Origin of the sequence: Paenibacillus jiangxiensis (assembly GCF_046098255.1) — a bacterium.
Classification (GTDB): domain Bacteria; phylum Bacillota; class Bacilli; order Paenibacillales; family Paenibacillaceae; genus Paenibacillus; species Paenibacillus jiagnxiensis.
This window is the reverse complement of sequence record NZ_JBJURI010000013.1, coordinates 130,860-156,352: the sequence shown is the minus strand read 5'-3', so window position 1 is coordinate 156,352 and position 25,493 is coordinate 130,860. Positions and strand designations below refer to the sequence as shown.

Genomic DNA, 25,493 nt, shown 5'->3' with positions numbered 1-25,493 from the left:
ACGGAAGCATTCAAATCTAAAATCAGGTTTCGGCCTGTTACTCACTCGTTGCTCAGTTTTGAGAGCTCAAATGCTCTTATCCGTTTGGTGGCGATGGCGGAGGGGTTCCACGCGTACCCATCCCGAACACGACCGTTAAGCCCTCCAGCGCCGATGGTACTTGGACCGAAGGGTCCTGGGAGAGTAGGACGTTGCCAGGCAGATCCCTTCGGGGAAGGATACATATTGGGGCCCTTAGCTCAGCTGGTTAGAGCGCACCCCTGATAAGGGTGAGGTCGGTGGTTCGAGTCCACTAGGGCCCACCATTTTAATTTGATAGATTCTCTGTATGGGGCTATAGCTCAGCTGGGAGAGCGCCTGCCTTGCACGCAGGAGGTCAGGGGTTCGATCCCCCTTGGCTCCACCATTATTCCCTGATAGCTCAGTCGGTAGAGCACTCGACTGTTAATCGAGTTGTCACAGGTTCGAGTCCTGTTCGGGGAGCCATTCTTGCATATTACTGATTTAATTATATAGGAAGTTGGCGGCGTAGCTCAGCTGGCTAGAGCGTACGGTTCATACCCGTGAGGTCGGGGGTTCGATTCCCTCCGCCGCTACTCGGAGAGATACCCAAGTGGCTCAAGGGGACCCTCTGCTAAGGGGTTAGACTGCGTAAGTGGTGCGAGGGTTCGAATCCCTCTCTCTCCGCCAACTCGTTTTTGACAGGCTTGACCTGTTTGATATATGTAATCAGTATTCTTATTAATAAGGCCCGTTGGTCAAGGGGTTAAGACACCTCCCTTTCACGGAGGTAACAGGGGTTCGAATCCCCTACGGGTCATATGGAGGCTTAGCTCAGCTGGGAGAGCATCTGCCTTACAAGCAGAGGGTCGGGGGTTCGATCCCCTCAGCCTCCACCATATTTTAATATCGCGGGGTGGAGCAGTTCGGTAGCTCGTCGGGCTCATAACCCGAAGGTCGCAGGTTCAAATCCTGCCCCCGCAATTGCTTTCAATTAAAGAAAGTGCCTCTGGAACCGTGGTGTAGAGGCCTAACATGCCTGCCTGTCACGCAGGAGATCGCGGGTTCGAATCCCGTCGGTTCCGCCATTATTGTCATAGCTTCAGGGATGGTTCTGTGTGAACTCGTCAATGCAAATCTTTGTTAGGACAAGCTTCATGTACAAATGAAAATCCCAATTGGGAGCCATTAGCTCAGTCGGTAGAGCACCTGACTTTTAATCAGGGTGTCGAAGGTTCGAGTCCTTCATGGCTCACCAGTTTTCAAAACAAAATGCGGACGTGGCTCAGCGGTAGAGCATCGCCTTGCCAAGGCGAGGGTCGCGGGTTCGATTCCCGTCGTCCGCTCCATTGTTTGTCCCCTTAGCTCAGCTGGATAGAGCGTTTGACTACGAATCAAAAGGTCGGGAGTTCGAATCTCTCAGGGGACGCCATTATAACTTCATGGAATCACTAAATCCACTGGCTGGATTTGAACGAAAAAGTCCGTAGGTATTTCTCAAGGGACGTAATCGCGATTTAAGGTAACAGAACATTTCTTAATTAAATAAGCCGGTATGGCGGAATTGGCAGACGCGCGCGACTCAAAATCGTGAGGGAAACCGTGGAGGTTCGAGTCCTCTTACCGGCATTTATAACGGGACGTAGCTCAGCTTGGTAGAGCACCTGGTTTGGGACCAGGGGGTCGCATGTTCAAATCGTGTCGTCCCGATTCATAAATAAAAAAAGAAATCCGTCAAAGCTTTTGGCGGGTTTTTTTTGTTAAAATTTCAAGAAGTATAAACTACCTGGTATAAGCTTCCTGAAATCGTAAGAAAACTGCCGCTAAACGCGGTCTGTCTTCTGTGAATATACGTCGATTAGATGTTTTTCTTATCATCTTTTTTAAAACGTATAAAGCCAGGTTCCCTCGGTCACACTAACACAAAAAGTGGGATAGAAGGGATTCATGTGAACCGACTCAAACTGAAAAAACAGTTCAGACGCCGTTGGAGACAATGGAGAAGAGCATTGTGGACTTTCTTTGTGGCGGGCGCTGCAGCTTTTGCTTTTTATACGGTTATACTGTCTGATAATCTTGAGGATCTTCTGACAGGTGAGGGGCCAGCCGTAATGGAGGTCATGGGGCAAGTCGAAGAGGGAGACTTTAAGAACGAGCTTTCCCGGCAGCAGCAGAAATTTATTGAAACGGTGCGGACTACCGGGTTAAGCAGAGAAGTCCGTATGCTTACCAACTATGTATGTGGGACGGAGACTTCGCTGCTTGGCATCTATCAGGCTGAGGATCTGGCCTCCCTGCTGACACAGCATCCGGATTGGAGCGGCCGTTTGAACGCAAAGGGTGAAGTGTGGCTGGAACGGGAGGTAGCAGATCTCTCCCCGGTATGCAAAAAAAATTCGTATATGGGCATCGGCTCCGGAGGGCAGTTAACTCTGTTTGAAGGTCCACCGCAAAAGGAAAAGGTGATCCGTACCTTTTTTCAACTCGATATAGGCAGTATGGAAACGTCTTTGCCGGAGGGTGTTTTTCAGCAGTTGCGGGACGGAATCCGGATCCAGGATATTGAGGAGTATAACAGTGTGATCTCAACCTTCAGCGATTATGCGGTGGAGCAGACTCGTAAAGTGATGGGTCAGGAATACTAAAAAATTCACACTCAGGAGAGACGCGGAAATGCGTCTCTCTTTTGCTGTGTACAGAAAGAGGAAAGTTTTTCGCCTGTAGGAAGCAAACATTTGTTATAATGGAGTGAACAATACATATGTTCGCTTTTGTACACAGGGGAGAGATGGTTTTGCGCATTTTGGGAATCGATCCGGGGATTGCGATTGTAGGCTTCGGATTTGTCGTTAAAGAGGGAAGCAGGGTGATTCCGGTTCAATACGGATGCATTCAGACGGAAGCCCATACACCGGAGGAAGAACGTTTGCTGCAAGTCTATGAAGGCATGAAGCAGCTGATTGATAAATACAAGCCCGATGCTGTCGCATTGGAAAAGCTTTTTTTCAACCGGAATGTCACCACCGCAATGACTGTCAGCCAAGCGCGCGGAGTGCTTGTACTTGCAGCTGTTCAGAGCGGTCTCCCGGTTGCCGAATACACGCCGATGCAGGTCAAGCAGGCCATCGTAGGTTATGGCAAAGCAGAGAAGCAGCAGGTGCAGGAGATGGTTCGCATGTTCCTGAAGCTGCAGGCTGTACCCAAGCCGGATGATGTGGCTGATGCTCTGGCCGTGGCGATATGTCACGCGCATTCTTATACTTTAAATTCCAAACTGAATGAGGTATTGCGGAAATGATTGACTTTTTACGGGGACATGTTGCCCATTTGGAGAATGAATATATCGTACTGGACGTGCAGGGGGTCGGATACCGTGTATTTTGCCCTAGTCCTTATGCCTTCGCCAAAGCCGAAGGAGCTGTGACGGTGTATACACACCACCACGTAAGGGAAGATGCAATTCTGCTGTTCGGTTTTCCTACCCGTGAAGAGCAGCAGCTGTTCCGGAAGCTAATTGAAGTATCGGGGATCGGGCCGAAGGTTGCATTGGGCATATTGGGAGGCGGAACGCCAGAGCATGTGGTATCTGCTATTTATCAGGAGAATATTACATTTCTGACGAAATTGCCAGGAATCGGTAAAAAGACGGCGCAGCGCATGATTCTGGATCTGAAGGACAAGCTGGACGGCATCGGCTCGGCTGCGATGGCCACTGGATTGTTTGCACCACCGCCATCCGCCGATGAGGGGGAAGGCTCATACTGGAGCGAAGCTCGCGAGGCTCTGAAAGCATTGGGCTATACGGATGCAGAACTGGACAAAGCATGGGCCAAGATGAAGAAAGATACTTCGCCGGACGACTCTGTAGACATCCTAATGAAACGGGCGCTGCAGATGCTGTTCGCAGGTTAGTCGGTAAGACTGACAGCAGAATAGGAGCGATGCCATATGGAAGACCGGATTATTTCGGCGAATTTAATGATGGAAGACCAGGCGGTGGAGCTGAGTTTGCGTCCCCGCTTTTTGAATGAATATATCGGACAGAACAAAGTTAAGGAAAATCTCAAAATCTATATCGAAGCGGCCAAAATGCGCAATGAAGCGCTCGATCATGTGCTCTTGTATGGTCCGCCAGGGCTGGGGAAAACGACGCTGGCCAACATTATCGCCAACGAATTAGGCGTGAATTTGCGGACGACATCTGGTCCGGCCATTGAACGACCTGGCGATCTGGCTGCCCTGCTCACTAACCTTCAGGAAGGTGATGTCCTCTTTATCGACGAGATTCACCGGCTGCATAGAACCGTTGAAGAGGTAATGTATCCGGCCATGGAGGATTTTGCTCTGGATATTATGATCGGTAAAGGTCCCAGCGCACGTTCTGTCAGACTGGATCTGCCTCCTTTCACTTTGATAGGAGCAACGACGAGGGCAGGCCTGCTGTCCGCTCCGCTGCGCGACCGGTTTGGCGTAATCAGCCGTCTGGAGTTTTATACGACGGACGAGCTTGCTTTTATTGTATCGCGCGGAGCTGATATTCTCGGAATCGAAATTGTTGGCAATGCCGCCGAAGAAATTGCCCTGCGGTCGCGCGGAACACCGAGGATTGCCAACAGGCTGCTCAAGCGGGTCAGGGATTTCGCGCAGGTACAGGGGGACGGAGTGATCACCCCAGCTGTTGCCGAAGAAGCGCTCCAGCGTCTGCAGATCGATCCGCGCGGGATGGATGAGATTGACCATAAAATGCTGAAAGCGATGATATTGAATTTTCGCGGAGGTCCCGTAGGGCTTGATACCATTGCGGCAACCATCGGAGAGGAAAGTCAGACGATCGAAGATGTATACGAGCCATATCTGCTGCAGATTGGCATGCTGCAAAGAACACCGCGCGGAAGGGTTGCTACGCCGGCGGCCTACGCTCATTTGGGGCTGCCTATGCCTGAAGGGAACTGAGCTTGTTTTTGAAAGACAAGGTATCAAGTCATCTAAGGTCGAAGCCGATAAAACGCGGTATGCAATGTTTGGGGAGGAATATGGCGGAAATGAATAGATGGATGCGTTATATCGTGCTTGGGGCGGCTGTATTTATGTCCACAGGCAGCTTGTATAATCCGGCTTATGGGGATACCGCACAGGATTCCATACGAGTTGCTTTATTCGCTGATCTTGGGAGTACCTATAAATCAACTGTTCCTGCCGTTACATTGAAATCGGATGGCGACTGGAGCGCGGGAGAGGGAACAGGCGAGGATTACCGGGCCTGGGTTCATCTTCCCTCAGGACAATCGGTTCGGTTCAGCGTCGACGGGTTTCGGGTAAAGGTCATGGAAACGGGGGATTATCAGGCGGCAGCAGCTGCCTCGAAGGTCCTGCAAGGCACGAGTGATAAGCCGATCCTATTTACCGATTCGAAAAACGGAAGAACCGTCTATCAGCTCTACACCGGCATGTATGCCAGCGCAGAGGCGGCTCAGACGGCCGCAGCCAGAGTAGCAGCGTCTGCTGCTGCCCAGTTAGGCGGTCAGACGCCGACGGCAGCAGGCAATCTTCATTTGACGGCAGGCACATTCGCTGATGAGCAGGAGGCGGGCAGGGTCAAAAGCGATGTCCAGTCGGCCGGATTTGATGCGTATACAGTGCTGCTCTCCAGCGGTGATTATGCAGTATGGGTCGGTGAGGCAGCATCCGGAAGCCAGTTGGCCGGTATCCGTAAAGCAGTAACCGGAGCTCTGCCGGACATGATCTTGTCGGAGGCGGACTTATCGGAGCCTGCTCTCATCATCCGCCAGGATGCAGGTACGGAGGGTGGCAGTGCGAAGGGTATGCGCCATTATGTGCTGAGCGGTCCGGATAACGGAAAAGTTATGATTCATGGCGATGGAGCGGCCATACAGGTTGCCGAGAGATCACAGCGTACATACCGCGGCGATTTTGAAATCAGCAAACAGTCCGGACAGCTGGCGCTGGTGAATGAACTGCCTATAGATCAATACCTGTATTCCGTAGTGGGGGCGGAGGTCTATGCATCCTGGCCGAAGGAAGCCCTGAAGGCTCAGGCGGTAGCTGCACGCAGCTACGCGCTGTTTCAAAGCAACAAATTTAAAATAGCGGATGTTGTGGATACAACGCTCAGCCAGGCCTATAACGGGATAACCAGCGAGAATGAGAAGGTAAGCGACGCTGTGGATGCCACCTCCAGAGAAGTATTGATGAGCGGAGGCGAAGTGGTTGAAGCCGTCTTTTCCGCCAACGCCGGCGGTGCCACTGCCGATCCGTCGGAAGTATGGAACGGGGAAGTCTCAGTGTTTTCCAGTGTGGACAGTCCCGGGGACGAGAGCGCCCAGGAAGGAACCAAGATGTGGTATCATGTGCTGCTGGACAATGGTAAAACAGGCTATGTCAGGGAGGACAACGCAAGAGAGGTTGAAGACACTACCCAGGCAGGGCTTGCTAAAATGACCGTGACGTCCGACAGCACCAATGTGCGGCCGATCCCGCAAATTCAGTCGGATGTGGCGGTTGTGGCCCAGATGAATCCCGGGGACGAAGCGGTGGTGCTTGGCAAGGTGCCGGAGTCCGGAAGCTACGCCTGGGTAAGAGGGCCGTTTACATCGGATCAGCTTCTCAAATCCATGCAGGGCAAAATTACCGGAACGCTTCCTGGAGAAATTCAGCATTTGGACGTAACGGAGCGGGGGCCTTCCGGCAGAGTTATGGAAGTGGAAGCGAACGGAAAGCCTTTGAGTGTAAAATATCCGGATATGTACCGCTCGGCAATGGGGAGTCTGCCAAGCACGAAGTTTGATATTAGCGGAACAGGCAGTTATACTGTATTAGGCGCTGACGGGGAAACGAGCCACATTAGCGGCACAGCAGGGGCTGAGCTGATTTCCGGCAGCGGAGAGAGCACATGGTCCGGCAGTGGCATGGTTGTAATGAACGGGTCCCATGAAGCCCGTGTGATTGACAAGGAGCAGCGCTTCATCTTTACCGGCCAAGGCAACGGGCATGGTCTCGGCCTGTCCCAATGGGGAGCCAAAGGGATGGCGGATGAAGGGTATGATTATAAGGAAATTTTGCAACACTATTACCAGAATGTTTCTATAGTTAAGGAATGAAGACATAAATGGATGTAAACTTATATGATTTTCATCTGCCGGAGGAGCTGATTGCGCAGACACCGCTCAAGGAGCGGAGCTCCTCCAGGCTGCTGACGTTAAACAAACAAAGCGGTGAAATCGGGCATCATACGTTCAAGGATATTGTGAATTTTCTGAATCCGGGAGATACCCTGGTGTTGAATGATACAAGGGTTATTCCTGCCCGCCTTTATGGGGTCAAGGAGGATACAGGCGCGAAGGCTGAAGTGCTGCTGCTCAAGAACCTGGAGGGTGACCGGTGGGAAGCGCTCGTAAAGCCGGGCAAAAAGCTGAAGAAGGGCACTGTGATCCTTTTTGGTGATGAATTGAAGGCTCGGATTGAAGAAGAGGGCGACATGGGTGCCAGAATTATCACTTTTGTTTATCAGGGCGTGTTTCAGGAGATTTTGGACCGGCTTGGGCAAATGCCGCTGCCGCCATATATCCGCGAGAAGCTGGATGATAAGGAACGCTACCAGACTGTATACGCTAGGCACGAAGGATCTGCCGCCGCCCCAACCGCAGGATTGCATTTTACGGAAAAGCTGCTGGACGAAATCCGCAGCCGCGGGGTGTCCATCGCGTTCGTGACGCTTCATGTCGGTTTGGGTACTTTTCGTCCCGTGTCCGTAGAGGTGGTAGAAGAGCATGAAATGCATGAGGAATATTACTCCTTGTCCAGGGAGACGGCCGAGCTGTTGAATGAAACGAAGGTACGGGGCGGCCGGATCGTAGCGGTCGGAACGACCAGCTGCAGAACGCTTGAGACGGTGGGAAGCGCGTGCGCGGGCGGTCCGCTTAAAGAAATGAGCGGCTGGACCAATATTTTCATGTATCCGGGCTATGAATTTAAAGTGGTCGATGCGCTGATCACCAACTTTCATTTGCCAAAGTCCACACTCGTAATGCTGGTTAGCGCTCTTGCCGGTCGCGAACATATCATGACAGCCTACCAGGAGGCGATTGACCGCAAATACCGGTTTTTCAGCTTCGGGGATGCCATGTTTATTTATTAATGATAACCCTAGAGGAGTATATATAATGTCACCTGCTATTACTTATGAACATATCAAAACGTGTAAACAGTCCGGTGCAAGGCTTGGAAGAGTGCATACGCCGCACGGTGTGATCGAGACTCCAGCCTTTATGCCGGTGGGGACACAGGCCACTGTCAAAACAATGAGCCCTGAAGAGCTGAAAGAGATGGATGCCCATATTATTCTGAGCAATACGTATCATCTTTTCCTTCGCCCGGGCCATGACATCGTCAGGGAAGCCGGCGGACTGCATAAATTCATGAACTGGGACCGTCCGATTCTGACAGACAGCGGCGGTTTCCAGGTGTTCTCGTTAAGTGAAATGCGTAAAATTACCGAGGAAGGCGTTGAATTCCGTTCCCATCTGAACGGGGATAAGAAGTTTCTCTCCCCTGAAGTCGCCATGGAAATTCAAAATGCGCTCGGGTCGGATATTATGATGGCTTTTGACGAATGTCCTCCATATCCTGCGGATTACGACTATGTAAAAAAATCGCTGGAACGTACGAGCCGATGGGCGGAACGGTGTCTCCAAAGCCATGCCCGTCCCCAGGATCAAGGACTGTTTGCGATTGTTCAGGGCGGCATGTATGCAGATCTGAGAAAACAAAGTGCGGCCGATTTGACTTCCATGGATTTCCCGGGGTATGCTATTGGTGGACTGAGCGTAGGCGAACCGAAGCATATGATGTATGAAATGCTGGAGTCTACCGTGCCGCTGCTTCCTTCAGGCAAGCCTCGCTACCTGATGGGAGTGGGATCGCCTGACGCATTGATTGAAGGCGCTATCCGCGGTGTCGACATGTTTGACTGCGTGCTTCCAACCCGTATTGCCCGTAACGGCACGACAATGACAAGCCAGGGACGTCTCGTGGTGCGGAATGCCCAGTATATGCGTGACTTCGGTCCTCTGGATCCCGCCTGTGACTGCTACACATGCAGAAACTACTCGCGCGCTTATTTGCGTCATTTGATCAAAGCTGACGAAACCTTCGGTCTCCGGCTGACCACTTATCACAACCTGTATTTTCTGCTGAACCTGATGCGCAATGTAAGACAGGCCATCATGGAGGACAGGTTGCTGGACTTCAGAGACGAATTTTTCGAGCAGTACGGTCTTCATGATAATGAAAAAGGATTCTAAACAAGCCATGCAATGATGCTTTAAACCTTGAAAGGGGGGAAAATATAATATGTTGAATTTTGCAGCAGCGGCTGCCGGTGGTGGGACCAATAACCTCTTGGGCATGGTACTGCCGTTCGTTCTGATGTTTGCTATTTTCTACTTCCTGCTTATCCGACCACAGCAAAAGAAACAGAAGCAGCGTAACGCCATGCTGGGTGCTTTGAAAAAAGGGGATAAGGTCGTCACCATCGGGGGACTTCATGGAACCATTGTAGAGATTACAGACGATATTGCGGTTCTGCGTGTGAACGACGTTACCAAGCTGACCTTCGACCGCAGCGCCATCAGCTCAGCAACGGTTGTAAACGAGAAAGCAAGCGAAGCAAGCAAATAACCAGGCCATAGAAAAAACCGAGCTCTTCTTTGGGAGAGTCCGGTTTTTTTGTTTCAATTATGAAACAAGCAAGCTCTATTCAGGATGTTTTACTCAGGTTGATCCCCAGCATTCCTCCAAAAGCACCAAGAATAAAGGCTGCGGACAAGTGCAACAGATCCTGTGCATTTACATGCGAATCCAAGGCCAAAAAGCCGATCACCAGAACGGCTATCCCGTAAACCACCCCCGTTAGTCCACCTTGATACCAGCCTTTTTTTCCGGATTTTCTGCCTGATACAAAACCGCCTGCCAGCATGGAGATGCCATGAATAATGTAGGTGAAAAGGGATAAGTCCTGTTCCTGCATGCCGGTGAGCCATAGCAGCAAGGACAGCACAAGCGCCCCGACCATCATCCACACAAAGGCATGGAACAGACCGGATAAAAGGGGGCTTGATACACGATTGGACCAACGGCGGATCAAATCCATTTTACTGACCTCCTCCGAAAATATCATATATCCCATTCTATGGCCGGGCAGCGGCAGATAGTACAAGCTCTGCTCTTCCGCCGCTACTTTTTCCATTAATTAAAATCAGATTTTCCGTATGTGACAACATAGTCAGGGTGAGAATACCAATACGCGTTCTGATCTCCCGAGTGGGGCACACAGGAGGATGAGATTTGCTATGGACCAAATAGGAATGCATATCTTCCGTACGGTGCTGATGTATGTGGTGCTGTATGTGATTATGAGGATCATGGGCAAACGGGAAATTGGCAAGCTGTCCCTGTTTGATCTGATTATTTCTATCATGATGGCGGAAATTGCCGTTTTTTCGCTGGAGGATATCCAGCGTCCTCTTTATAATGCGTTTGTCCCTCTGGCAACGCTTCTGATTCTCCAGATCAGCATAGCTTATATAAGTCTCAAAAACCGCAGCATACGGCTGTTGTTTGACGGAAAACCAGCGGTAATCATAGCCGGAGGTGAGCTGGACCGTGAAATGATGGCAAAGCAGCGCTATAATCTGGACGATTTGATGCTTCAACTGAGAGAGCAAAATATAGCCAGTATATCGGATGTCGATTATGCGATTCTGGAGACGAGCGGCAAGCTTACGGTGATCCCGAAAATAAACGGCTTTGGTGATACGGACAGCTCGCAGGGCGCAGCCCGTTCACCTGATGGCGGGGACGTTTCCTCTCCCATCAGGAAGGAGCTTGAGAAGTTCAAATATGAAGGGCTGCCCATTCCGCTCATTATGGACGGTAAAGTGCAGGACGCCAATCTTGAAAAGATAAACAAGACCAGATTCTGGCTGAAAAATCAAATTCAGCTTCAAGGACATAACGATTTCAAGGACATTTTTCTGTGTACCCTGGATCACAACGGCAAGCTGTACGTAAGTGCGGGGGACAAGAGGGAATAGCGACTTTTTGCCGGATATTCCTCTCAGGTTCTGAACCATCTCCGCACAATAGGAATGCGGTGCAACTGATCCCAGCTGATCATGCCTGTACAAGACATAAATACTAAGTACAGCACCATTCCGATCAGAGACGAAGTGATAAACTGCAGCCAAAGCGAGCCGTTGAAAGGATGGTTATAAACATACAACACGGCTCCTCCCATCAGAAGCATCCCGGCTACTGTTTTGAACCAGTCTCCCGGCTTCATCTGATAGCCGAGCAGCCTGCTTACACTGTATCCGTGCAGCAGGGTCACAGCCATGCTGTTTACGCATATGGCGGCCACGCCTCCATAGATTCCGTATTCGGGCCTGGAGGCAAGGGCGATGATCAATGCGATTTTAATAACAGCACCTGCTGCAGTATTCATGAGTGCCTGGCCGGGACGATTGAGCGCCTGCAGGGCAGCCTGCAGAGGGGATTGAATATAGATGAACAGGGCAAATGGAGCCATGAGCTTCAGCATTCCCGCGGCCTCTGTGCTGTTGTACAACAGCATGCACACCGGCTCGGCGAGCACGTACATTAATACGGCAAACGGAGCGCCGGCAACAAGCGAGAGCCGGAGAGACTGGTTCAGCCTGCTGTGAACAGCCGTCCAGTTCCCACCTGCGGCAGCTTCCGACAGGGAGGGAACGAGCGAGATGGCCAGAGAAGTGGTCAAGGCGCCGGGCAGGAGCAGTACCGGGATGATCATGCCCTGCATGGCTCCATACTGGGCGGTTGCCACGGCGGTTGCAATTCCTGCCGCTGCAAGGCTGCGCATCAGCACGATGGACTCCAGGAGGTAGGAAAATGAACCGACCAGCCTGCTGGCGGTCACCGGAATGGATAGGGACAGCAGAGGTCTAAGTATTTTTCCTTTTCCGGCATTGTTCCCTTTTGGTTGAACATCCCCATTTTCTGCAGGAGGGTCTTTATGATGCCTGGCGTACTGCCACAACAAAACGAACATGCCGATCAGTTCGCCGACCATTGCACCGAGCATGGCGCCGGCCGCAGCAAATTCGATTCCTTTGGGCATCAGCAGATACGAAAACCAGATGACGCAAACAATGCGGATGATGGTTTCGGCTATGGAAGATGCCGCGGATGGAATCATGTTTTGCTTCCCTTGAAAGTACCCGCGGTACACCGAGGATACCGCCACAATAACGATCATGGGTGTCATGCTGACAAAAGTGTGATACACACGGTTATCCGTAAGAATATGGTTTGTAATCCAGGGGGCGAAGACAAGGCAGAGAACGAGAAATAGCGTGCCCAGGGCAACCGTGAATTGGAGTGAAGTATGAAGGATTTGTCTTGAGCGCTCCGGGCGCCCCTCCGTCTCTGCTTCAGCGACCAGCTTGGCGACAGCCAAAGGGATTCCGCCTGTGATGAGCGTGACGATGACGATGAAAAACGGATACCCCTGCTGGTACAATCCGACACCTTCCGGACCGATGATACGGGGAAGCATAATGCGCGGAACGAAGCCTAGCAGCCGGTTGATGATGCCTGCGGCAAGCAGTATGATGGCTCCTTGAATAAAGGTTTGTTTTCTCAACCGCAACTCCCTCTTCCGTCAGATTTGGGCTGGACCTGCTTACAGCATGTAGTAAATGGATATGCCTAACCTGTCCCCTTTCATGACAAGCCTGTGAATATCCTGAATGGTAAATTAAGAAAGGCAGGCAATAGGAGTTGACGGAATGGCGGTTTACATTTATTGTTTGCATGTACGGTTTATGTTTAATAGCAAGGTTCGGGAGGTTAGGACATGGGCATGGAAGAGCTGGATGAACATTATCTGGAAGAAGTTGTTGAGATGCTTTGCCGCAGCAAGGCAGAAGAGCTTAGAATGGTAGGCTACGAGCATGTGACCAGCAAGGATGTCTGGGATTGTGTGAGCAGTAAGTACGAGAAAGAAGGAATCCCCCATTTGCATAAGCTTGTGAACGACATTCTTTCGCTGAAAGCGACCAGTTTCATGAACTATTTAACGATGTCCGCACTCCGGGGATCCACTTTCGAATAGGAAGGGGGTCTTTTTTGTGGTCAAATTGACTGCATTTGCTGAGGTGCTATAATAGGAATATTGAGAATTTGAAAGGGGATCATGGGACGGCATGAAGAGAGTGGTAAGTTTCATCCTGGTCGTGCTCATAACCGCTGGGGTTATGATCGGGACTAGCCCGGCCTTATTGCAAAGTTTAAAATTGGGCCTCGACTTAAAGGGAGGCTTTGAAGTTTTATACGAAGCTAAACCCATGCAGGGAGGACAAGCAGTAACGAGAGAATCGCTGATACAGACTGCCAAAAGCCTTGAGGCGAGAATCAATGCCATGGGGACCAGCGAACCTGAAGTAACTACGGAAGGGACTAACCGTATCCGTGTACGGATTGCTGGTGTGACCAATGAAGCGGAAATGCGTGAAATGCTGAAGAAACCGGCTCAATTGACCTTCCGCAGTGCGGCTGAGGGAGATAAGCCGGGAACTTACAGCAAAATTGAGCTGCGCGGTGAGGATTTTGTAGAAAACGGCGCTTCTGTTGTATCCAATTCTTTGAATCAGCCTGAAATCAGCATTAAAGTGAAGGACAGCGCCAAATTTGCTGAGTTAACCAAGCGGTTGACCGGAAAAGTGCTGGCCATTTATCTTGATGAGGAACTGCTTTCAGCTCCAGAAGTAAGACAACAGCTGACAGACGGCAACGCCTCGATTACAGGTAGTTATACTCGTGAAGAAGCAAACCGGATTGCCGATACCATTAATCTGGGTGCACTGCCACTCAGCCTTGCAGAGAAATATTCGCAGAGCGTCGGCGCTACATTGGGGCAACTATCCTTGCATCAGACAATTGTTGCGGGTCTGATCGCATCGGTTATCATTTTGCTGTTTATGATTCTGATGTATCGTGTTCCGGGTCTGATTGCCAGCTTCTGTTTGATTTTGCATACTTGGCTGGTGCTTGCCATCTTCTATCTTGGAGATTTCGTACTGACGCTGCCGGGGATTGCGGCCTTTGTGCTCGGGATCGGTATGGCGGTCGATGCGAATATCATTACCTATGAACGGATCAAAGAGGAAATTCTTAGCGGCAAATCCATTCGGTCTTCCATGGTTGCGGGGGGCAAGAACTCCTTCCGTACCGTAATGGACGCGAATATTACGACGATTATCGCAGGACTTGTCATGTTTGCGCTGGGTACGGGCTCCGTCAGAGGTTTTGCCCTGGTGCTGATCGTGGACATTGTCGTAAGTATCCTGACCAACGTGTTCTTCTCACGTTTCCTGCTCAATCTCCTGATCAAGGCTGATGTGATTAAGAAGCCTAAGTATTTCGGTGTAAAGGAGAGTGAGATTCGTGCGCTTTAATTGGAATTGGGATTATATGAAGGCCAGCAAGTATTTTTACGGATTCTCGATTGCGCTGGCTATTGTAGGTATTATATGCGTGTCCATCTTCGGACTTAATTACGGCGTCGATTTCCGTTCCGGGTCCAATATAGACGTGAATCTGACCAAGCCGGTTACCCAGGCCCAGATTCAATCCTTGCTGGATTCTCAGGGAATTGGGAAAGACGTCGATTACACGCCGGGCAATGACCGCTTTGGCATTCGCTTCTCCGAAGTGCTGACCGATCAGCAGGTCAATGAATTGAAATCCGCCTTTAACTCGAAGCTGGATCAAGGGGCTTCCTTCGAGGTCAATACCGTGGATACGGAAATGGCCAAGGAACTTGAGCGCAACGCCATTTACGCGATCTTGATTGCCTGTGTGGCGATCGCAATCTTTGTCTCCATCCGTTTCGAATGGCGCTTTGCCATTGCGGCGATTGTCTCGCTGCTGCATGACGCGATTCTGGTCATCGCCATCTTTGCCATTTTCCGGCTGGAGATCGATTTGACCTTTATTACCGCGATTTTGACGATTGTCGGTTTCTCGATCAACGACACGATTGTTATATTTGACCGTATCCGTGAAAATCTCCGCTTTGCCAAGAAAAAATCCAAGACAGATCTGGCGACTGTCGTCAACCAGAGCATTGCTCAAACGATGACCCGCTCCCTGGCTACTGTCTTTACGGTTTTTGTTGCATCGGTATGTTTGCTGATCTTCGGCGGTGCTTCCATCCGGATGTTCTCGCTCTCTATGGTTATCGGTCTGTTGTTCGGGGCCTATTCATCCATCTTTATCGCTGCGCCGTTGTGGCTTGGCTTGAAATCCAAGCAGAAGCCGCCCGCAGCCAAAGCGGCAAAACCGGCCAATCCATAAATGTAACTGAGCACAGGAAGCCGCGTCTGGAAGGGCGCGGTTTTCTAGTCCGTTCGTTTGTTCAAGGCAAGCACAGGAATGAGGGGGAACTGTTGTGAAAAGCGAACGTAGCCAGTCAGCGGAGACGGCGGCGTGGACAGGGATCGCCGGTGACCTGATATTGGCTCTTTTAAAAGGCGCTGCAGGATACGTTTCGGGCAGCAAGGCATTGATGGGCGATGGGCTGTATGCCGCATCGGATGCGGCTGCGGGTCTGGCCCGGCGTTTGAATGCCGGGAAGCCTGAATACAGCGGAGATAGAAAGAGCAATAACATTAATCCAAGGACGCGGCCAGCAATCTCTGTATTGTTTGCCGTTCTGCTATTAATGACCGGACTGGAGCTGGCAAGTACGGCCGTCCGGTCCCTGATTGCTGATGAGCCTTCCGTGCCGGGGATCTATGCTATGATTGCTGCATTAGCCGCGTTAGTCTTAAAGGAAGCTCTCTTTCAATTCCAATACAGAATCACCAAGAAAAAAGGCGAAGCGGAAGTTAATGTGCATATCAATGAACATCGTTTCTCTTTATATTCATCTTTAACAGCGCTTCTCGGGATGATCGGAGCCATGGCTGGCCAGGCATTCGGCCTGGATTTCCTTCTTTATCTGGACCCGGTTGCCGGTCTGCTGATCGCTTGCCTCGTGCTGCGCAAAGGTTATTCGCTGATTGTGCAATCCGTTCACGGCCCCCTTGTCGAGGAGCTTCGTGAAGAGGATGTCCGTCCATACATGGAGACGGTACAGAGGGTACGTGGTATAGTTACCGTAGAAAGCCTGATGGCACTGGAGCTTAGCGATACCATATCCATTGATGCTGTTATCAGCGTAAGTCCCCGCATTACTGTGCAGGAGGCACAGGAAATTGCGGACCGAGCCAAGACGCTGTTAATGACCCGTTTTGCCAGGGTAACGGACGTCAAAATCCAGTTTAGCCCGTATCAGTCGGTCTACCCGTACAAGACGAATCATGAACTGCCGGAGAATGATGTTTCACCGCTCATCCAGTGAGTGAAACGACGGCACGGAAAGTAAGGTGAAATCCAATGCTTCAATCGCAGTACTGCTGGAGAATTGCGGAGCCGGATTCTGCTGTCAGAGACGAACTGGCCCGTGAGCTGCAAATTTTTCCCCTGCTGGCTTCGCTGCTGGCCAATCGGGGAATAGACACATCTGAGTCGGCGCACCGCTTTTTGCATGGACGGGATGAATCGATGCATGACCCGCTTTTGCTGCTGGGCATGGATCGGGCAATCCCTCGTATACGGGAGGCGCTTGAGCGTAATGAACATATATTAATATACGGGGATTATGATGCGGACGGCGTATCCAGCACGGCACTTATGATTCATTTGATGAGACGATTGGGGGCTTCATATGACATTTATATCCCTCATCGCTCCAATGAAGGGTACGGCCTGCATAATCATGCTCTGGACTGGGCTCACCAGCAGGGTGTCAGCCTCGTCATTACTGTAGATACCGGGATCAGCGCGGTGGAGCAAATTGCTTATGCGGCAGCACTCGGGATGGATGTGATCGTGACAGATCACCACGAGCCGCCGGCTGTTCTGCCGGAAGCCTATGCGCTCATTAATCCGAAGATTCCCGGATGCCCTTATCCGTTCAAGGGGCTTGCCGGGGTCGGAGTCGCCCTCAAACTGGCGCAGGCCCTGCTAGAGGAAGTTCCGGCCCATTGGTTCGAGATTGCCGCGATTGGAACGGTAGCGGATCTGATGCCGCTCCATGATGAGAACAGGATTATCGTCCGCCGTGGAATCGAATCGATGAGAGCCTCTGCTTTTCCAGGCATTGAAGCGCTGCTGCAAATAAGCGGGGCAGAGATGGCGGCTGTCAGCTCTATCAATATCGCCTTCGCGCTGGCGCCTCGTATTAATGCGAGCGGACGGCTGGATCACGCCGGAAGAGCTGTAGCGCTCCTGACTACCGAAGATGCGGACGAAGCGGACAAGCTAGCCCACGAGCTTGATTTGCTCAACAAGGAACGCCAGCAGGTGGTGAACGATATCGTGCGCCAGGCCATTGAGATGCTGGAAGCCAAAATCAGCGGCTCCGGTCTTCCTTCGGTCATTGTAATTGCGGGAGAAGGCTGGAATGTAGGGGTTGTCGGCATCGTGGCATCCAAACTTCTGGAGCGTTATTATCGTCCGACGATTATTTTGGGTATAGATCCGGAGACCGGAAATTGCAAAGGCTCTGCCCGCTCAATCCCCGGGCTTGATATTTATGAAGCTCTGACGGATTGCCAAGAGCTGATGGACCATTTTGGCGGGCATCCTTCAGCCGCGGGCATGAGTCTGCATCGTGATGGGCTGGAGCAGTTTGAGCTGAGACTTCAGCGCTTTGCGGACGCCCGTTTGCTGCCTGAGCATTTTATTCCGGTTGCCGAGGTTGATGCGGAATGCAGGCTGAGTGAGCTGAACGTGAGTGTTGCAGAGCAGCTTGAGCTGCTGCAGCCATTTGGCATGGCCAATCCGTCTCCGCGCCTGGTGCTCCGCAAATTGCGGCTTCGTGAGACCCGGAAAATGGGCAAGGAAAAAACTCACCTGAAGCTGGTCATGGAGCAGGATGGCACTACACTGGATGCAGTTGCCTTTGGGCGCGGTGAGCTCGCGGATTTTCTGCAGCCAGGTTCCTTAGTGGATGTGTTGGGGGAATTGTCCATCAACGAGTGGAATGGCAAGCGTTCGCTGCAGCTTATGCTGCAGGATATCCAGGTAACGGCGCCGCAGGTGTTTGATTTCCGTGGAGAAGCAGATCCGGCGGGACTTATGGAACGCTGTATACGCATCTTTCACCAGGACAGTGCAGACCGCGCGCCTGTGGCTGCCGTTGTTGGTCCCTCTTCGCCTTTTCGCAAAACAAGCTCACTGAATGATGCCCGGATTTGGGTATATGATAAGAATACTGGCATCCTGCCGGAGAACGAATCGGAAGCCCTGGCCATTAAGGACACTGTGCGGACTTTGTTTTTGCTCGATCTTCCGGAAACCAGGGAACAATTTAATGCTTTGTGGACGCTATTTCCCAAGGTGGAGAATATCGTTGTCATGCATTCCAAAAATGGCTACCATGGCCGGCTGGAAGCGCCCGACCGTGAGCAATTCAAGCGCATTTACGTGCTTCTGAGAAAGTTGGGACCAGGCCCGCTTGAAGAAAAAACGATTCTTCCCGCCTTAAGCCGGCAGTGCTCGGTTTCCGTAAGAATGATGTCCAAGGTGCTGGAAGTGTTTGAAGAGCTCGGTTTTGTACATAGAGGGGGCGGGAAATTAAGCTGTGTCCCTAATCCGCCCAAACAAGAGCTGACCTCTTCGCACCGGTTTCATGAACTGAATGAAGCCGCCGAGATGGAACGTTATCTGCTGGATGCGGGAACACCCCAACTGACCAGCTGGATGATGTCCAGGCTGAAAGGGGCTTCCTGAGCCGAAACGCTTCATTTTGTCTCATAAAATAATGATATTGCTGCATGCTTCAGCTTTTCTTTAAGATTTCTATTTCAGGTAGGAGGACCTATTTTGGACTATAAACAGTATATTCGTGTTATTCCTGATTTCCCGCAGCCGGGTATCAGCTTCAAAGATATTACAACATTGTTGAACCGGGGAGATATTTACCGCCAGGCGATTGACGAGCTGAAAGCGATGGTATCGGATTTAAAGATCGATCTGATTGCCGGACCTGAAGCGAGAGGTTTTGTGGTAGGCGCTCCCTTGGCTTATGCCTTGGGCGTAGGCTTTGTTCCCATTCGTAAAAGCGGTAAGCTGCCGGGCGAAACGGTTGAAGTCGGTTATGACCTGGAATACGGAACAGATAAGCTGGCCATGCACAAGGATGCCATTAAGCCGGGACAAAATGTGCTGATCGCGGATGATCTGCTCGCTACAGGCGGGACCATCTCCACCTCCGTCAATCTGGTCCGCCAACTCGGCGGCAATGTGGCAGGGGCTGCCTTCTTGATCGAGCTGGCCGAGCTGAATGGGCGTGCCAAACTGCCTGATGTGGACGTATTTTCAATGGTAACCTATTAAAAAAAGCTTTTCATGATGAAGCGCCCTTTATATTCACCGCTTTTCCCGGGAAATATAAAGTTGAAATAAACACCAAAAAAGCCTCCGGTCTTCTCATTGAGGAAACCGGGGGCTTTTTGCATGTACGGATGGGATCAATCCGGTGTTTTCTCCACAAGGGGCTTATCGGTTTTTTCGTTGGACAAGCCCATGACTTCAAACAGCTTGAACAGCAGGCTGAGCAGGATGCCCACTACTGTTGCCAAAGCCATCCCTTTAAGCTCAACGGTCCCCAGCGACAATTTGACACCGCTGATACCGACAACAAGCACAAGGGTGGCCAATAGCATATTGGTCGCTTTGGAGAAATCGACTTTCTGCTCCACGAAGATACGCAGTCCGGATGCAGCGATGACACCGAACAGCAGCAGCGATACGCCGCCCATGACCGGGGTGGGGATGTTGGCGACAACCGCCGAGAACGTTCCGGAGAAGGAGAGCAATATTGCAATAATGGCCGCACCTCCGATGACCCATATAGAATATACTCTGGTAAGCGCCATGACTCCGATATTTTCCCCGTAGGTCGTATTCGGTGTGGAGCCCACAAAGCCGGAGATAATGGTTGAAATTCCGTTCCCAAGCAGGGAACGATGCAGGCCGGGGTCTTTGGACAAATCCTTACCGACGATATTACCCGTTACCAGCAGGTGGCCGATATGCTCTACGATCACAACAAGGGACACCGGCAAAATGGTCAGAATGGCAGTCATATTCCAGGTAGGCGTCGTAACGGTTGGAAAATCCAGAAAATGCGCTGCCGCAATATTTCCCGTATTTACCATTCCCATCGCATAAGCCAGCAAATAACCGACAATAATGCCAAGCAGGATATGTATGATTTTTGCAAAGCCGCGAAACAGGACGGCCCCAAGTACGGTGACGGCCATCGTCACCAGTGAAAGCGTGATGCTCTTCGGATCAGGCGTCCAGGCCTGAGTTGGATCCGTATTGATAAAACCGGCCATGCCGGCCGCAACCGGAACGAGCTCAAGGCCGATCAATGCCACGATGGCTCCCATGACAGCCGGAGGGAACACAACATCCAGCCATGCCGTGCCGGCAAATTTTACAATAAGAGCCACAATACAAAATACTACGCCAGTGACAATAAATGCGCTCAGCGCCATAGAATAGCCTGACTCGGGGTTGGCGGCGAGCACAATTCCTACCGGGGATAGAAAAGCAAAGCTGGAGCCGAGATAAGCCGGGATTTTGCCGCGGCAGAGGAAAATATACAGCAGAGTTCCGATGCCGTTCATGAGCAGAATCATGCCTGGATCGACACCGAATATGTTCGGCACGAGCACGGTGCTGCCGAACATCGCAAAGAGGTGCTGGAGGCTTAAAAGGAATCCCGGGCCCAGCGGCAGTTTTTCTTGTACTTGAATTTCACGCTGCAAAGCATTCACTCCTTAAGTGATAGGTTGATAATGTAAAAGGACACAGCTTTTATCCCGCCTTTAGTCATTCTTACTTACATTAAAGACTTTCGGCAATTTTTTCAATATCAAATATTCCGTTTATTCATGGATTTTCGTCATTTATTTCCTTATTCAAACTTCATGCTCCGACAGTTGACGTTACGGGCTGCAACCGTCATAATTATAGGAAATCACTTTTGGGGAACCTGCACGAGCTGCGCACACCGTCGGGTTCCATTTTGTATAGAAAGGACACGGATAAGAGCAGAATGGGCATAGAGCAATTACTTAAAAAGGCTGGAGCCTATATCCGGGAACCTGATCTTCTCCGCATCCGGGAAGCATATGACTTCGCAGAGCAGGCTCATCATGGCCAGACCCGTAAATCGGGGGAGCCTTATATTCTTCATCCGCTGGCTGTAGCCGATATTGTCGTAAATATGCAGATGGATACCCTTTCCATCATTGCGGCTCTTCTGCATGATGTAGTGGAGGATACGACGGTGTCGCTGGATGAGATCCGTGAACATTTTGGCGATACTTGCGCGATGCTGGTGGATGGACTCACGAAGCTCGAACGCATCCAGTTCCGCTCCAAGGAAGAGCAGCAGAATGAAAATTACCGCAAAATGTTCATTGCAATGGCACAGGATATCCGGGTCATTGTCATTAAGCTTGCGGATCGTCTGCACAATATGCGAACGCTCAAATATCAGTCAGAAGAGAGCCAGCGCCGGATTTCTTACGAAACTTTGGAGATCTTCTGTCCGGTGGCGAACCGCCTCGGTATATCGGCCATCAAATGGGAAATGGAAGACATCGCGCTCCGGTACCTGAACCCGCAGCAGTATTACCGCATTGCCAACCTGATGCACAAGAAGCGGGCGGAGCGGGAGCAATTTATTGAGAATGTTATCGCTAGAATTCGGGAAAAGCTGGACGAAATGGGCATACATGCTGATTTATCCGGACGTCCCAAGCATATATACAGCGTCTTTAAGAAAATGACGACCAAGAATAAGCAGTTCAACGAAATCTACGACCTGCTTGCTATTCGTATTATTGTCGACAACATCAAGGACTGCTATGCTACACTGGGCATTATCCACACGCTTTGGAAGCCGATGCCCGGACGATTTAAGGACTATATCGCCATGCCGAAGGCGAATATGTACCAGTCCCTGCACACTACGGTGGTAGGCCCGAATGGAGAGCCTACTGAGGTGCAGATACGTACAACGGAGATGCACCGAACAGCAGAGTACGGGATCGCCGCTCACTGGGCATACAAAGAAGGCAGCAGCAACGGGAATGTAAATCCTGAGGATACCATTACCTTCTTCCGCGAGATTCTGGAGCTGCAGAACGAAGCGAAGGACGCTTCGGAGTTTGTGGAATCGCTCAAAATGGACTTTTTCTCCGATCTGGTGTTTGTATTTACGCCAAAAGGTGAAGTTATTGAGTTGCCTGCCGGTTCGGTTCCGCTTGATTTCGCCTTTCGTATTCATACAGAGGTCGGCAACCGGACGATCGGTTCCAAGGTTAACGGAAGGATCGTCCCGCTTGATTACCGACTGAAAACCGGGGATATTGTCGAAATCATGACCTCCAAGCACTCCTATGGACCGAGTCAGGACTGGCTGAAGATCGTGCAGTCGTCGCACGCCCGCAGCAAAATCAAGCAGTGGTTCAAGAAGGAGAAGCGGGAAGAAAACGTGGAAAAAGGCCGGGAGAGCCTGGAGCGCGAGTTGAAGCGCCTCGGCATTGACCCGTCTGTGTGGATGACCGACGACAAGCTGCTGGAGGTTGCCCAGAAATTCGCGTTCCACGACATAGAGGACATGCTCTCGGCCATCGGTTTTGGTGGAATTACCGCCGCGCAGATTTGCACACGGCTGACGGAGAAGCTGCGCAAGGAGAGAGAACTGGAAGAAGCGAAGCAGCTTGAGCTGAGTTCCGAGATGAAGGAGATCAAGCCAAACACGGAACGGAAGGGACGTCCCACCAACGGAGTCCGCGTGGAAGGTATCGATAATTTGCTCGTTCGCTTTGCCCGCTGCTGTAACCCTGTGCCTGGAGATGATATCGTGGGTTACATCACAAGAGGGCGGGGAGTATCCGTACACCGCAGCGATTGTCCCAATATTCCAAGCAGTGGCGACGGGGAAGAACAGGCAAGGGTCATCGACGTTGAATGGGAAGAAGCGATTGAGGCTAATTACAGTGTAGACATCGAAGTTACGGGACATGACCGCAACGGGCTGATGAATGAAGTTCTGCAGGCCATTTCGGAGAGCAAAACCAATCTGGCGGCGGTCACTGGCCGCTCTGACAAGAACAAGATGGCCATGATGCATATCACCATTCTGATACGAAATACGGAGCACCTGCATTCTGTCGTAGAGCGGATCAAACGGGTAAAAGACGTGTACACTGTGCACCGGATTATACAGTAATAGACTATATGGGCAAGGAACGGAGACTAAGGAATGAGAATCGTCATTCAACGCTGCAAGAACGCGGAGGTTACGGTTGAGGGCGCGCTTGTAGGCCGGATCACCGAGGGTCTTATGATTCTCGTGGGCGTTACGCACGAGGATACAGAGAAGGATGCGGTATATCTGGCGGATAAGGCGGCCGATCTCCGCATTTTTGAGGACGAAGCGGGGAAAATGAATCACAGTGTGCTGGAGATCGGAGGAGCTGTGCTGTCCGTGTCCCAATTCACACTTTACGGTGACTGCCGTAAAGGCCGAAGGCCGAATTTTATGGCCGCTGCCAAGCCGGAGATCGCTGAAGGCCTCTATGAAGCCTTTAACACCCGTCTGCGGGAGCGTGGGCTGACGGTGGAGACAGGCAGATTCGGTGCGATGATGGACGTGTCCCTGACAAATTGGGGGCCTGTAACGATGATCATGGACAGCCGCTCCGAATAAGAACTTCCAACAACAAAATAAGCGGATAAACGTCTGCGAATCTGATCAAAGGGATCGGATTTGCGGACGTTTTGCTTTTCATAAGCTTCTGTCGTTAGGGAAATGCTAATAGCTGTCAATGATCAGCGGGCAGGAGGGTGAAATCCATGCGGCAAGCTCCCAAGGAAGCAGGCGCTGTAACCAACGCAGTCTGTTTTCCCGGAAGCAGGAAAGAGGCGGCAGTCATCACAGCGGCTGAGGAGAATTCGTCCGAATTCTGCACTTTGGGCAAGGGGAGAGGACCGGGAGGAAATCTGCCGCCAAGGCAGGCGCAGATCTATTAACTATTTCGGGGTGCGTGTTAGAAATAAAGGGATTTCGGGTAATATCAGAACGTGAGTATCCTACGGAAAGGAGTTCTGAGCATTATGAGTAAAGTGGCTTTTCTGTTGGCTAATGAATTTGAGGATTCGGAAATGCAGGTGCCTTACGATGAGGTGAAGAAGGCGGGACATGAAGCGGATATTATCGGACTCCGGCAGGGCGAGACACTTGCCGGCAAGAAGGGAAAGGCGAAATATACAGCCGACAAAGCGATAGCAGACGTTAAAGCCAGCGACTATGACGCTGTGGTCATACCGGGAGGGTCATCCCCCGAAAACCTGCGGCTTGACGCCAATATTCTGAAATTTGTGACCGAGATGAACGCGGCCAAAAAGCCTGTCGCTGCCATCTGTCATGGTCCGCAAATACTGATTAGCGCCAAGCTGCTGCAAGGCCGCAAGATTACCTCTTATCCTCCGCTGAAGGATGATATGGTTAACGCGGGTGCAAATTTTGAGGATAAAGAGGTCGTGGTGGACGGCAATTTCATTACCTCACGCACACCTAAGGATGAGCCTGCATTTGTGCGTGAAATTCTTAATTCACTCCTGGTGAAGCGTTAATTCTGCAAACTGCACAAAATCCTAAGGGAGGGTTTTGACATGCCTAAGCAAATTCAAGCTTATTTCAAGACCGAGGACGAGGCGGAGGGGGCAAGAACCTCTTTGCAAGCCTATCGGACAGAGCATCTGGAAGTCGGGCAGCTGGATGGAACGCTGGGACGGGACAGACGCTTATTGATTCCATTCGTTCCATACAATACAGCCGGTTCTATGAATACGGGAGGCGCCGCAGGCGCTGTCGCAGCCGGGACGGGCTATAGCGACCGCGTCGTTCCGGTGGTATCAGACAGGAATGAGGAAGGCGTCCGTAGAGAAGATTTGCAGGATACCGGTTTGCTGGATGCAGCGGATGTGTTTTCCTCAGAGGATAATGACAAGCTGCAATATGTCCTGTCCGCGAAGGTGGACGATGCAGATTATGAGGAAATTGTGCGCAAGCTGCGCGCCAACCATGCTTATGTCGACCGCTTCGACGAATAAGGTCAGCTTCCGCCCAGCCTGCACAAATATCGCTAAAAACCTACTGTAATAGAATTGTAATATTCGCAACATAATCCCTTAATATTGCTTGTTTATAATAACAGCATGACCCCCTTTAATATATCCTTTATGACCTGCGGACCGTTTCCGCAGGTTTTTTTTGCCCAAATATCGCTATTTTCTCA

23 protein-coding genes, 14 tRNA genes and 1 rRNA gene are annotated in these 25,493 nt (G+C 51.1%); 35 read left to right on the top strand and 3 right to left on the bottom strand.

The window, feature by feature from the left end; genetic code table 11:
- Positions 1 to 83 precede the first annotated feature (83 nt).
- The 23 genes from rrf to yajC all read left to right on the top strand — a co-directional run bounded on the left by rrf (position 84) and on the right by yajC (position 9,696).
- Positions 84 to 200 (top strand): 5S ribosomal RNA (gene rrf / locus ACI1P2_RS14570).
- A gap of 28 nt (positions 201 to 228) precedes the next feature.
- Positions 229 to 305: transfer RNA gene (locus ACI1P2_RS14565), tRNA-Ile, on the top strand.
- Between the two features lie 25 nt (positions 306 to 330).
- Positions 331 to 406 (top strand) — tRNA-Ala (locus ACI1P2_RS14560).
- A 4-nt stretch (positions 407 to 410) separates the two neighbouring features.
- Positions 411 to 486 (top strand) — tRNA-Asn (locus ACI1P2_RS14555).
- A 36-nt stretch (positions 487 to 522) separates the two neighbouring features.
- Positions 523 to 596 (top strand) — tRNA-Met (locus tag ACI1P2_RS14550).
- A 3-nt stretch (positions 597 to 599) separates the two neighbouring features.
- Positions 600 to 690 (top strand) — tRNA-Ser (locus tag ACI1P2_RS14545).
- Positions 691 to 748: 58 nt separating this feature from the next.
- Positions 749 to 820: transfer RNA gene (locus ACI1P2_RS14540), tRNA-Glu, on the top strand.
- A gap of 3 nt (positions 821 to 823) precedes the next feature.
- A tRNA-Val gene (locus ACI1P2_RS14535) sits at positions 824 to 899 on the top strand.
- 11 nt (positions 900 to 910) lie between these two features.
- A tRNA-Met gene (locus ACI1P2_RS14530) sits at positions 911 to 984 on the top strand.
- 27 nt (positions 985 to 1,011) lie between these two features.
- Positions 1,012 to 1,088 (top strand) — tRNA-Asp (locus tag ACI1P2_RS14525).
- 94 nt (positions 1,089 to 1,182) lie between these two features.
- Positions 1,183 to 1,258 (top strand) — tRNA-Lys (locus ACI1P2_RS14520).
- Between the two features lie 16 nt (positions 1,259 to 1,274).
- Positions 1,275 to 1,349, top strand: a tRNA-Gly gene (locus tag ACI1P2_RS14515).
- Positions 1,350 to 1,355: 6 nt separating this feature from the next.
- Positions 1,356 to 1,432 (top strand) — tRNA-Arg (locus ACI1P2_RS14510).
- Positions 1,433 to 1,549: 117 nt separating this feature from the next.
- Positions 1,550 to 1,629: transfer RNA gene (locus ACI1P2_RS14505), tRNA-Leu, on the top strand.
- Between the two features lie 7 nt (positions 1,630 to 1,636).
- A tRNA-Pro gene (locus ACI1P2_RS14500) sits at positions 1,637 to 1,710 on the top strand.
- Positions 1,711 to 1,949: 239 nt separating this feature from the next.
- A complete protein-coding gene (locus ACI1P2_RS14495) occupies positions 1,950 to 2,645 on the top strand; it encodes a BofC C-terminal domain-containing protein (RefSeq protein WP_355320571.1) in 696 nt (231 codons plus the stop codon).
- Positions 2,646 to 2,794: 149 nt separating this feature from the next.
- Entirely contained in the window at positions 2,795 to 3,298 is a 504-nt protein-coding gene (ruvC, locus tag ACI1P2_RS14490; protein ID WP_355320570.1) for a crossover junction endodeoxyribonuclease RuvC, read from the top strand.
- Positions 3,295 to 3,912 (top strand): Holliday junction branch migration protein RuvA, encoded by a 618-nt coding sequence (gene ruvA, locus ACI1P2_RS14485; protein ID WP_355320569.1) that lies wholly within the window; start codon positions 3,295 to 3,297, stop codon positions 3,910 to 3,912. Before ruvC ends, ruvA begins: the two co-directional genes overlap by 4 nt.
- A 36-nt stretch (positions 3,913 to 3,948) precedes the next feature.
- A complete protein-coding gene (gene ruvB / locus ACI1P2_RS14480) occupies positions 3,949 to 4,953 on the top strand; it encodes a Holliday junction branch migration DNA helicase RuvB (RefSeq protein ID WP_355320568.1) in 1,005 nt (334 codons plus the stop codon).
- Between the two features lie 134 nt (positions 4,954 to 5,087).
- Positions 5,088 to 7,118 (top strand): SpoIID/LytB domain-containing protein, encoded by a 2,031-nt coding sequence (locus ACI1P2_RS14475; RefSeq protein ID WP_355320580.1) that lies wholly within the window; start codon positions 5,088 to 5,090, stop codon positions 7,116 to 7,118.
- A gap of 8 nt (positions 7,119 to 7,126) precedes the next feature.
- Entirely contained in the window at positions 7,127 to 8,155 is a 1,029-nt protein-coding gene (gene queA / locus ACI1P2_RS14470; protein WP_355320567.1) for a tRNA preQ1(34) S-adenosylmethionine ribosyltransferase-isomerase QueA, read from the top strand.
- 25 nt (positions 8,156 to 8,180) lie between these two features.
- Positions 8,181 to 9,320: a tRNA guanosine(34) transglycosylase Tgt gene (gene tgt, locus ACI1P2_RS14465; RefSeq protein ID WP_355320566.1), complete on the top strand. Its 1,140-nt coding sequence runs from the start codon at positions 8,181 to 8,183 to the stop codon at positions 9,318 to 9,320.
- 49 nt (positions 9,321 to 9,369) lie between these two features.
- Positions 9,370 to 9,696: a preprotein translocase subunit YajC gene (gene yajC, locus ACI1P2_RS14460; protein ID WP_355320565.1), complete on the top strand. Its 327-nt coding sequence runs from the start codon at positions 9,370 to 9,372 to the stop codon at positions 9,694 to 9,696.
- A 79-nt stretch (positions 9,697 to 9,775) separates the two neighbouring features.
- Here yajC and ACI1P2_RS14455 read toward each other — a convergent pair whose 3' ends face one another.
- The gene (locus ACI1P2_RS14455; protein WP_355320579.1) at positions 9,776 to 10,168 is read right to left on the bottom strand and encodes a TIGR04086 family membrane protein; all 393 of its coding nucleotides are present in this window, start codon (positions 10,166 to 10,168) and stop codon (positions 9,776 to 9,778) included.
- Between the two features lie 199 nt (positions 10,169 to 10,367).
- Here ACI1P2_RS14455 and ACI1P2_RS14450 point away from each other — a divergent pair, with 199 nt between their 5' ends.
- Complete coding sequence (locus ACI1P2_RS14450) at positions 10,368 to 11,111, top strand: DUF421 domain-containing protein (RefSeq protein WP_355320564.1); 744 nt, start codon at positions 10,368 to 10,370, stop codon at positions 11,109 to 11,111.
- Between the two features lie 23 nt (positions 11,112 to 11,134).
- Here ACI1P2_RS14450 and spoVB read toward each other — a convergent pair whose 3' ends face one another.
- Positions 11,135 to 12,700 (bottom strand): stage V sporulation protein B, encoded by a 1,566-nt coding sequence (gene spoVB / locus ACI1P2_RS14445; protein ID WP_355320563.1) that lies wholly within the window; start codon positions 12,698 to 12,700, stop codon positions 11,135 to 11,137.
- 213 nt (positions 12,701 to 12,913) lie between these two features.
- Here spoVB and ACI1P2_RS14440 point away from each other — a divergent pair, with 213 nt between their 5' ends.
- From ACI1P2_RS14440 to ACI1P2_RS14415, 6 genes are all read left to right on the top strand, one after another.
- Positions 12,914 to 13,171 carry a post-transcriptional regulator gene (locus tag ACI1P2_RS14440; RefSeq protein WP_355320562.1) on the top strand — a complete coding sequence of 86 codons (258 nt, stop codon included), beginning with the start codon at positions 12,914 to 12,916 and terminating at the stop codon, positions 13,169 to 13,171.
- Positions 13,172 to 13,262: 91 nt separating this feature from the next.
- Positions 13,263 to 14,513 carry a protein translocase subunit SecD gene (gene secD, locus ACI1P2_RS14435; protein WP_355320561.1) on the top strand — a complete coding sequence of 417 codons (1,251 nt, stop codon included), beginning with the start codon at positions 13,263 to 13,265 and terminating at the stop codon, positions 14,511 to 14,513.
- Positions 14,503 to 15,414: a protein translocase subunit SecF gene (gene secF, locus ACI1P2_RS14430; RefSeq protein WP_355320560.1), complete on the top strand. Its 912-nt coding sequence runs from the start codon at positions 14,503 to 14,505 to the stop codon at positions 15,412 to 15,414. The genes secD and secF overlap by 11 nt, the downstream gene beginning before the upstream one ends.
- A gap of 94 nt (positions 15,415 to 15,508) precedes the next feature.
- Positions 15,509 to 16,462 carry a cation diffusion facilitator family transporter gene (locus ACI1P2_RS14425; RefSeq protein ID WP_355320559.1) on the top strand — a complete coding sequence of 318 codons (954 nt, stop codon included), beginning with the start codon at positions 15,509 to 15,511 and terminating at the stop codon, positions 16,460 to 16,462.
- Positions 16,463 to 16,497: 35 nt separating this feature from the next.
- Positions 16,498 to 18,897, top strand: a complete 2,400-nt coding sequence (gene recJ / locus ACI1P2_RS14420) for a single-stranded-DNA-specific exonuclease RecJ (protein WP_355320558.1) — start codon at positions 16,498 to 16,500, stop codon at positions 18,895 to 18,897.
- Between the two features lie 93 nt (positions 18,898 to 18,990).
- Positions 18,991 to 19,503 (top strand): adenine phosphoribosyltransferase, encoded by a 513-nt coding sequence (locus tag ACI1P2_RS14415; RefSeq protein WP_355320557.1) that lies wholly within the window; start codon positions 18,991 to 18,993, stop codon positions 19,501 to 19,503.
- 134 nt (positions 19,504 to 19,637) lie between these two features.
- On the opposite strand, the gene uraA is transcribed toward ACI1P2_RS14415, so the two are convergent.
- On the bottom strand, positions 19,638 to 20,945 hold the full coding sequence (uraA, locus tag ACI1P2_RS14410; protein WP_355320556.1) for a uracil permease: 1,308 nt from the start codon (positions 20,943 to 20,945) through the stop codon (positions 19,638 to 19,640).
- Between the two features lie 290 nt (positions 20,946 to 21,235).
- On the opposite strand from uraA, the gene ACI1P2_RS14405 reads away from it, so the two are divergent.
- The 5 genes from ACI1P2_RS14405 to ACI1P2_RS14385 all read left to right on the top strand — a co-directional run bounded on the left by ACI1P2_RS14405 (position 21,236) and on the right by ACI1P2_RS14385 (position 25,308).
- The gene (locus ACI1P2_RS14405; RefSeq protein ID WP_355320578.1) at positions 21,236 to 23,422 is read left to right on the top strand and encodes a RelA/SpoT family protein; all 2,187 of its coding nucleotides are present in this window, start codon (positions 21,236 to 21,238) and stop codon (positions 23,420 to 23,422) included.
- A 33-nt stretch (positions 23,423 to 23,455) separates the two neighbouring features.
- Positions 23,456 to 23,902 carry a D-aminoacyl-tRNA deacylase gene (gene dtd / locus ACI1P2_RS14400; RefSeq protein ID WP_355320555.1) on the top strand — a complete coding sequence of 149 codons (447 nt, stop codon included), beginning with the start codon at positions 23,456 to 23,458 and terminating at the stop codon, positions 23,900 to 23,902.
- Positions 23,903 to 24,048: 146 nt separating this feature from the next.
- The gene (locus ACI1P2_RS14395) at positions 24,049 to 24,225 is read left to right on the top strand and encodes a hypothetical protein (RefSeq protein WP_355320554.1); all 177 of its coding nucleotides are present in this window, start codon (positions 24,049 to 24,051) and stop codon (positions 24,223 to 24,225) included.
- An 84-nt stretch (positions 24,226 to 24,309) separates the two neighbouring features.
- Positions 24,310 to 24,828 carry a type 1 glutamine amidotransferase domain-containing protein gene (locus ACI1P2_RS14390; RefSeq protein ID WP_355320553.1) on the top strand — a complete coding sequence of 173 codons (519 nt, stop codon included), beginning with the start codon at positions 24,310 to 24,312 and terminating at the stop codon, positions 24,826 to 24,828.
- Between the two features lie 39 nt (positions 24,829 to 24,867).
- Entirely contained in the window at positions 24,868 to 25,308 is a 441-nt protein-coding gene (locus ACI1P2_RS14385) for a hypothetical protein (RefSeq protein ID WP_355320552.1), read from the top strand.
- The last annotated feature ends 185 nt before the right edge of the window (positions 25,309 to 25,493 follow it).

Excerpts from the sequence above, each read along its gene's own strand:
- ruvA (WP_355320569.1), top strand. The coding sequence starts at position 3,295 with ATGATTGACTTTTTACGGGGACATGTTGCCCATTTGGAGAATGAATAT.
- ruvB (WP_355320568.1), top strand. The coding sequence starts at position 3,949 with ATGGAAGACCGGATTATTTCGGCGAATTTAATGATGGAAGACCAGGCG.
- ACI1P2_RS14475 (WP_355320580.1), top strand. The coding sequence starts at position 5,088 with ATGTCCACAGGCAGCTTGTATAATCCGGCTTATGGGGATACCGCACAG.
- queA (WP_355320567.1), top strand. The coding sequence starts at position 7,127 with ATGGATGTAAACTTATATGATTTTCATCTGCCGGAGGAGCTGATTGCG.
- tgt (WP_355320566.1), top strand. The coding sequence starts at position 8,181 with ATGTCACCTGCTATTACTTATGAACATATCAAAACGTGTAAACAGTCC.
- yajC (WP_355320565.1), top strand. The coding sequence starts at position 9,370 with ATGTTGAATTTTGCAGCAGCGGCTGCCGGTGGTGGGACCAATAACCTC.
- ACI1P2_RS14455 (WP_355320579.1), bottom strand. The coding sequence starts at position 10,168 with ATGGATTTGATCCGCCGTTGGTCCAATCGTGTATCAAGCCCCCTTTTA.
- ACI1P2_RS14450 (WP_355320564.1), top strand. The coding sequence starts at position 10,368 with ATGGACCAAATAGGAATGCATATCTTCCGTACGGTGCTGATGTATGTG.
- ACI1P2_RS14440 (WP_355320562.1), top strand. The coding sequence starts at position 12,914 with ATGGGCATGGAAGAGCTGGATGAACATTATCTGGAAGAAGTTGTTGAG.
- secD (WP_355320561.1), top strand. The coding sequence starts at position 13,263 with ATGAAGAGAGTGGTAAGTTTCATCCTGGTCGTGCTCATAACCGCTGGG.
- recJ (WP_355320558.1), top strand. The coding sequence starts at position 16,498 with ATGCTTCAATCGCAGTACTGCTGGAGAATTGCGGAGCCGGATTCTGCT.
- ACI1P2_RS14405 (WP_355320578.1), top strand. The coding sequence starts at position 21,236 with ATGGGCATAGAGCAATTACTTAAAAAGGCTGGAGCCTATATCCGGGAA.
- dtd (WP_355320555.1), top strand. The coding sequence starts at position 23,456 with ATGAGAATCGTCATTCAACGCTGCAAGAACGCGGAGGTTACGGTTGAG.
- ACI1P2_RS14395 (WP_355320554.1), top strand. The coding sequence starts at position 24,049 with ATGCGGCAAGCTCCCAAGGAAGCAGGCGCTGTAACCAACGCAGTCTGT.
- ACI1P2_RS14390 (WP_355320553.1), top strand. The coding sequence starts at position 24,310 with ATGAGTAAAGTGGCTTTTCTGTTGGCTAATGAATTTGAGGATTCGGAA.
- ACI1P2_RS14385 (WP_355320552.1), top strand. The coding sequence starts at position 24,868 with ATGCCTAAGCAAATTCAAGCTTATTTCAAGACCGAGGACGAGGCGGAG.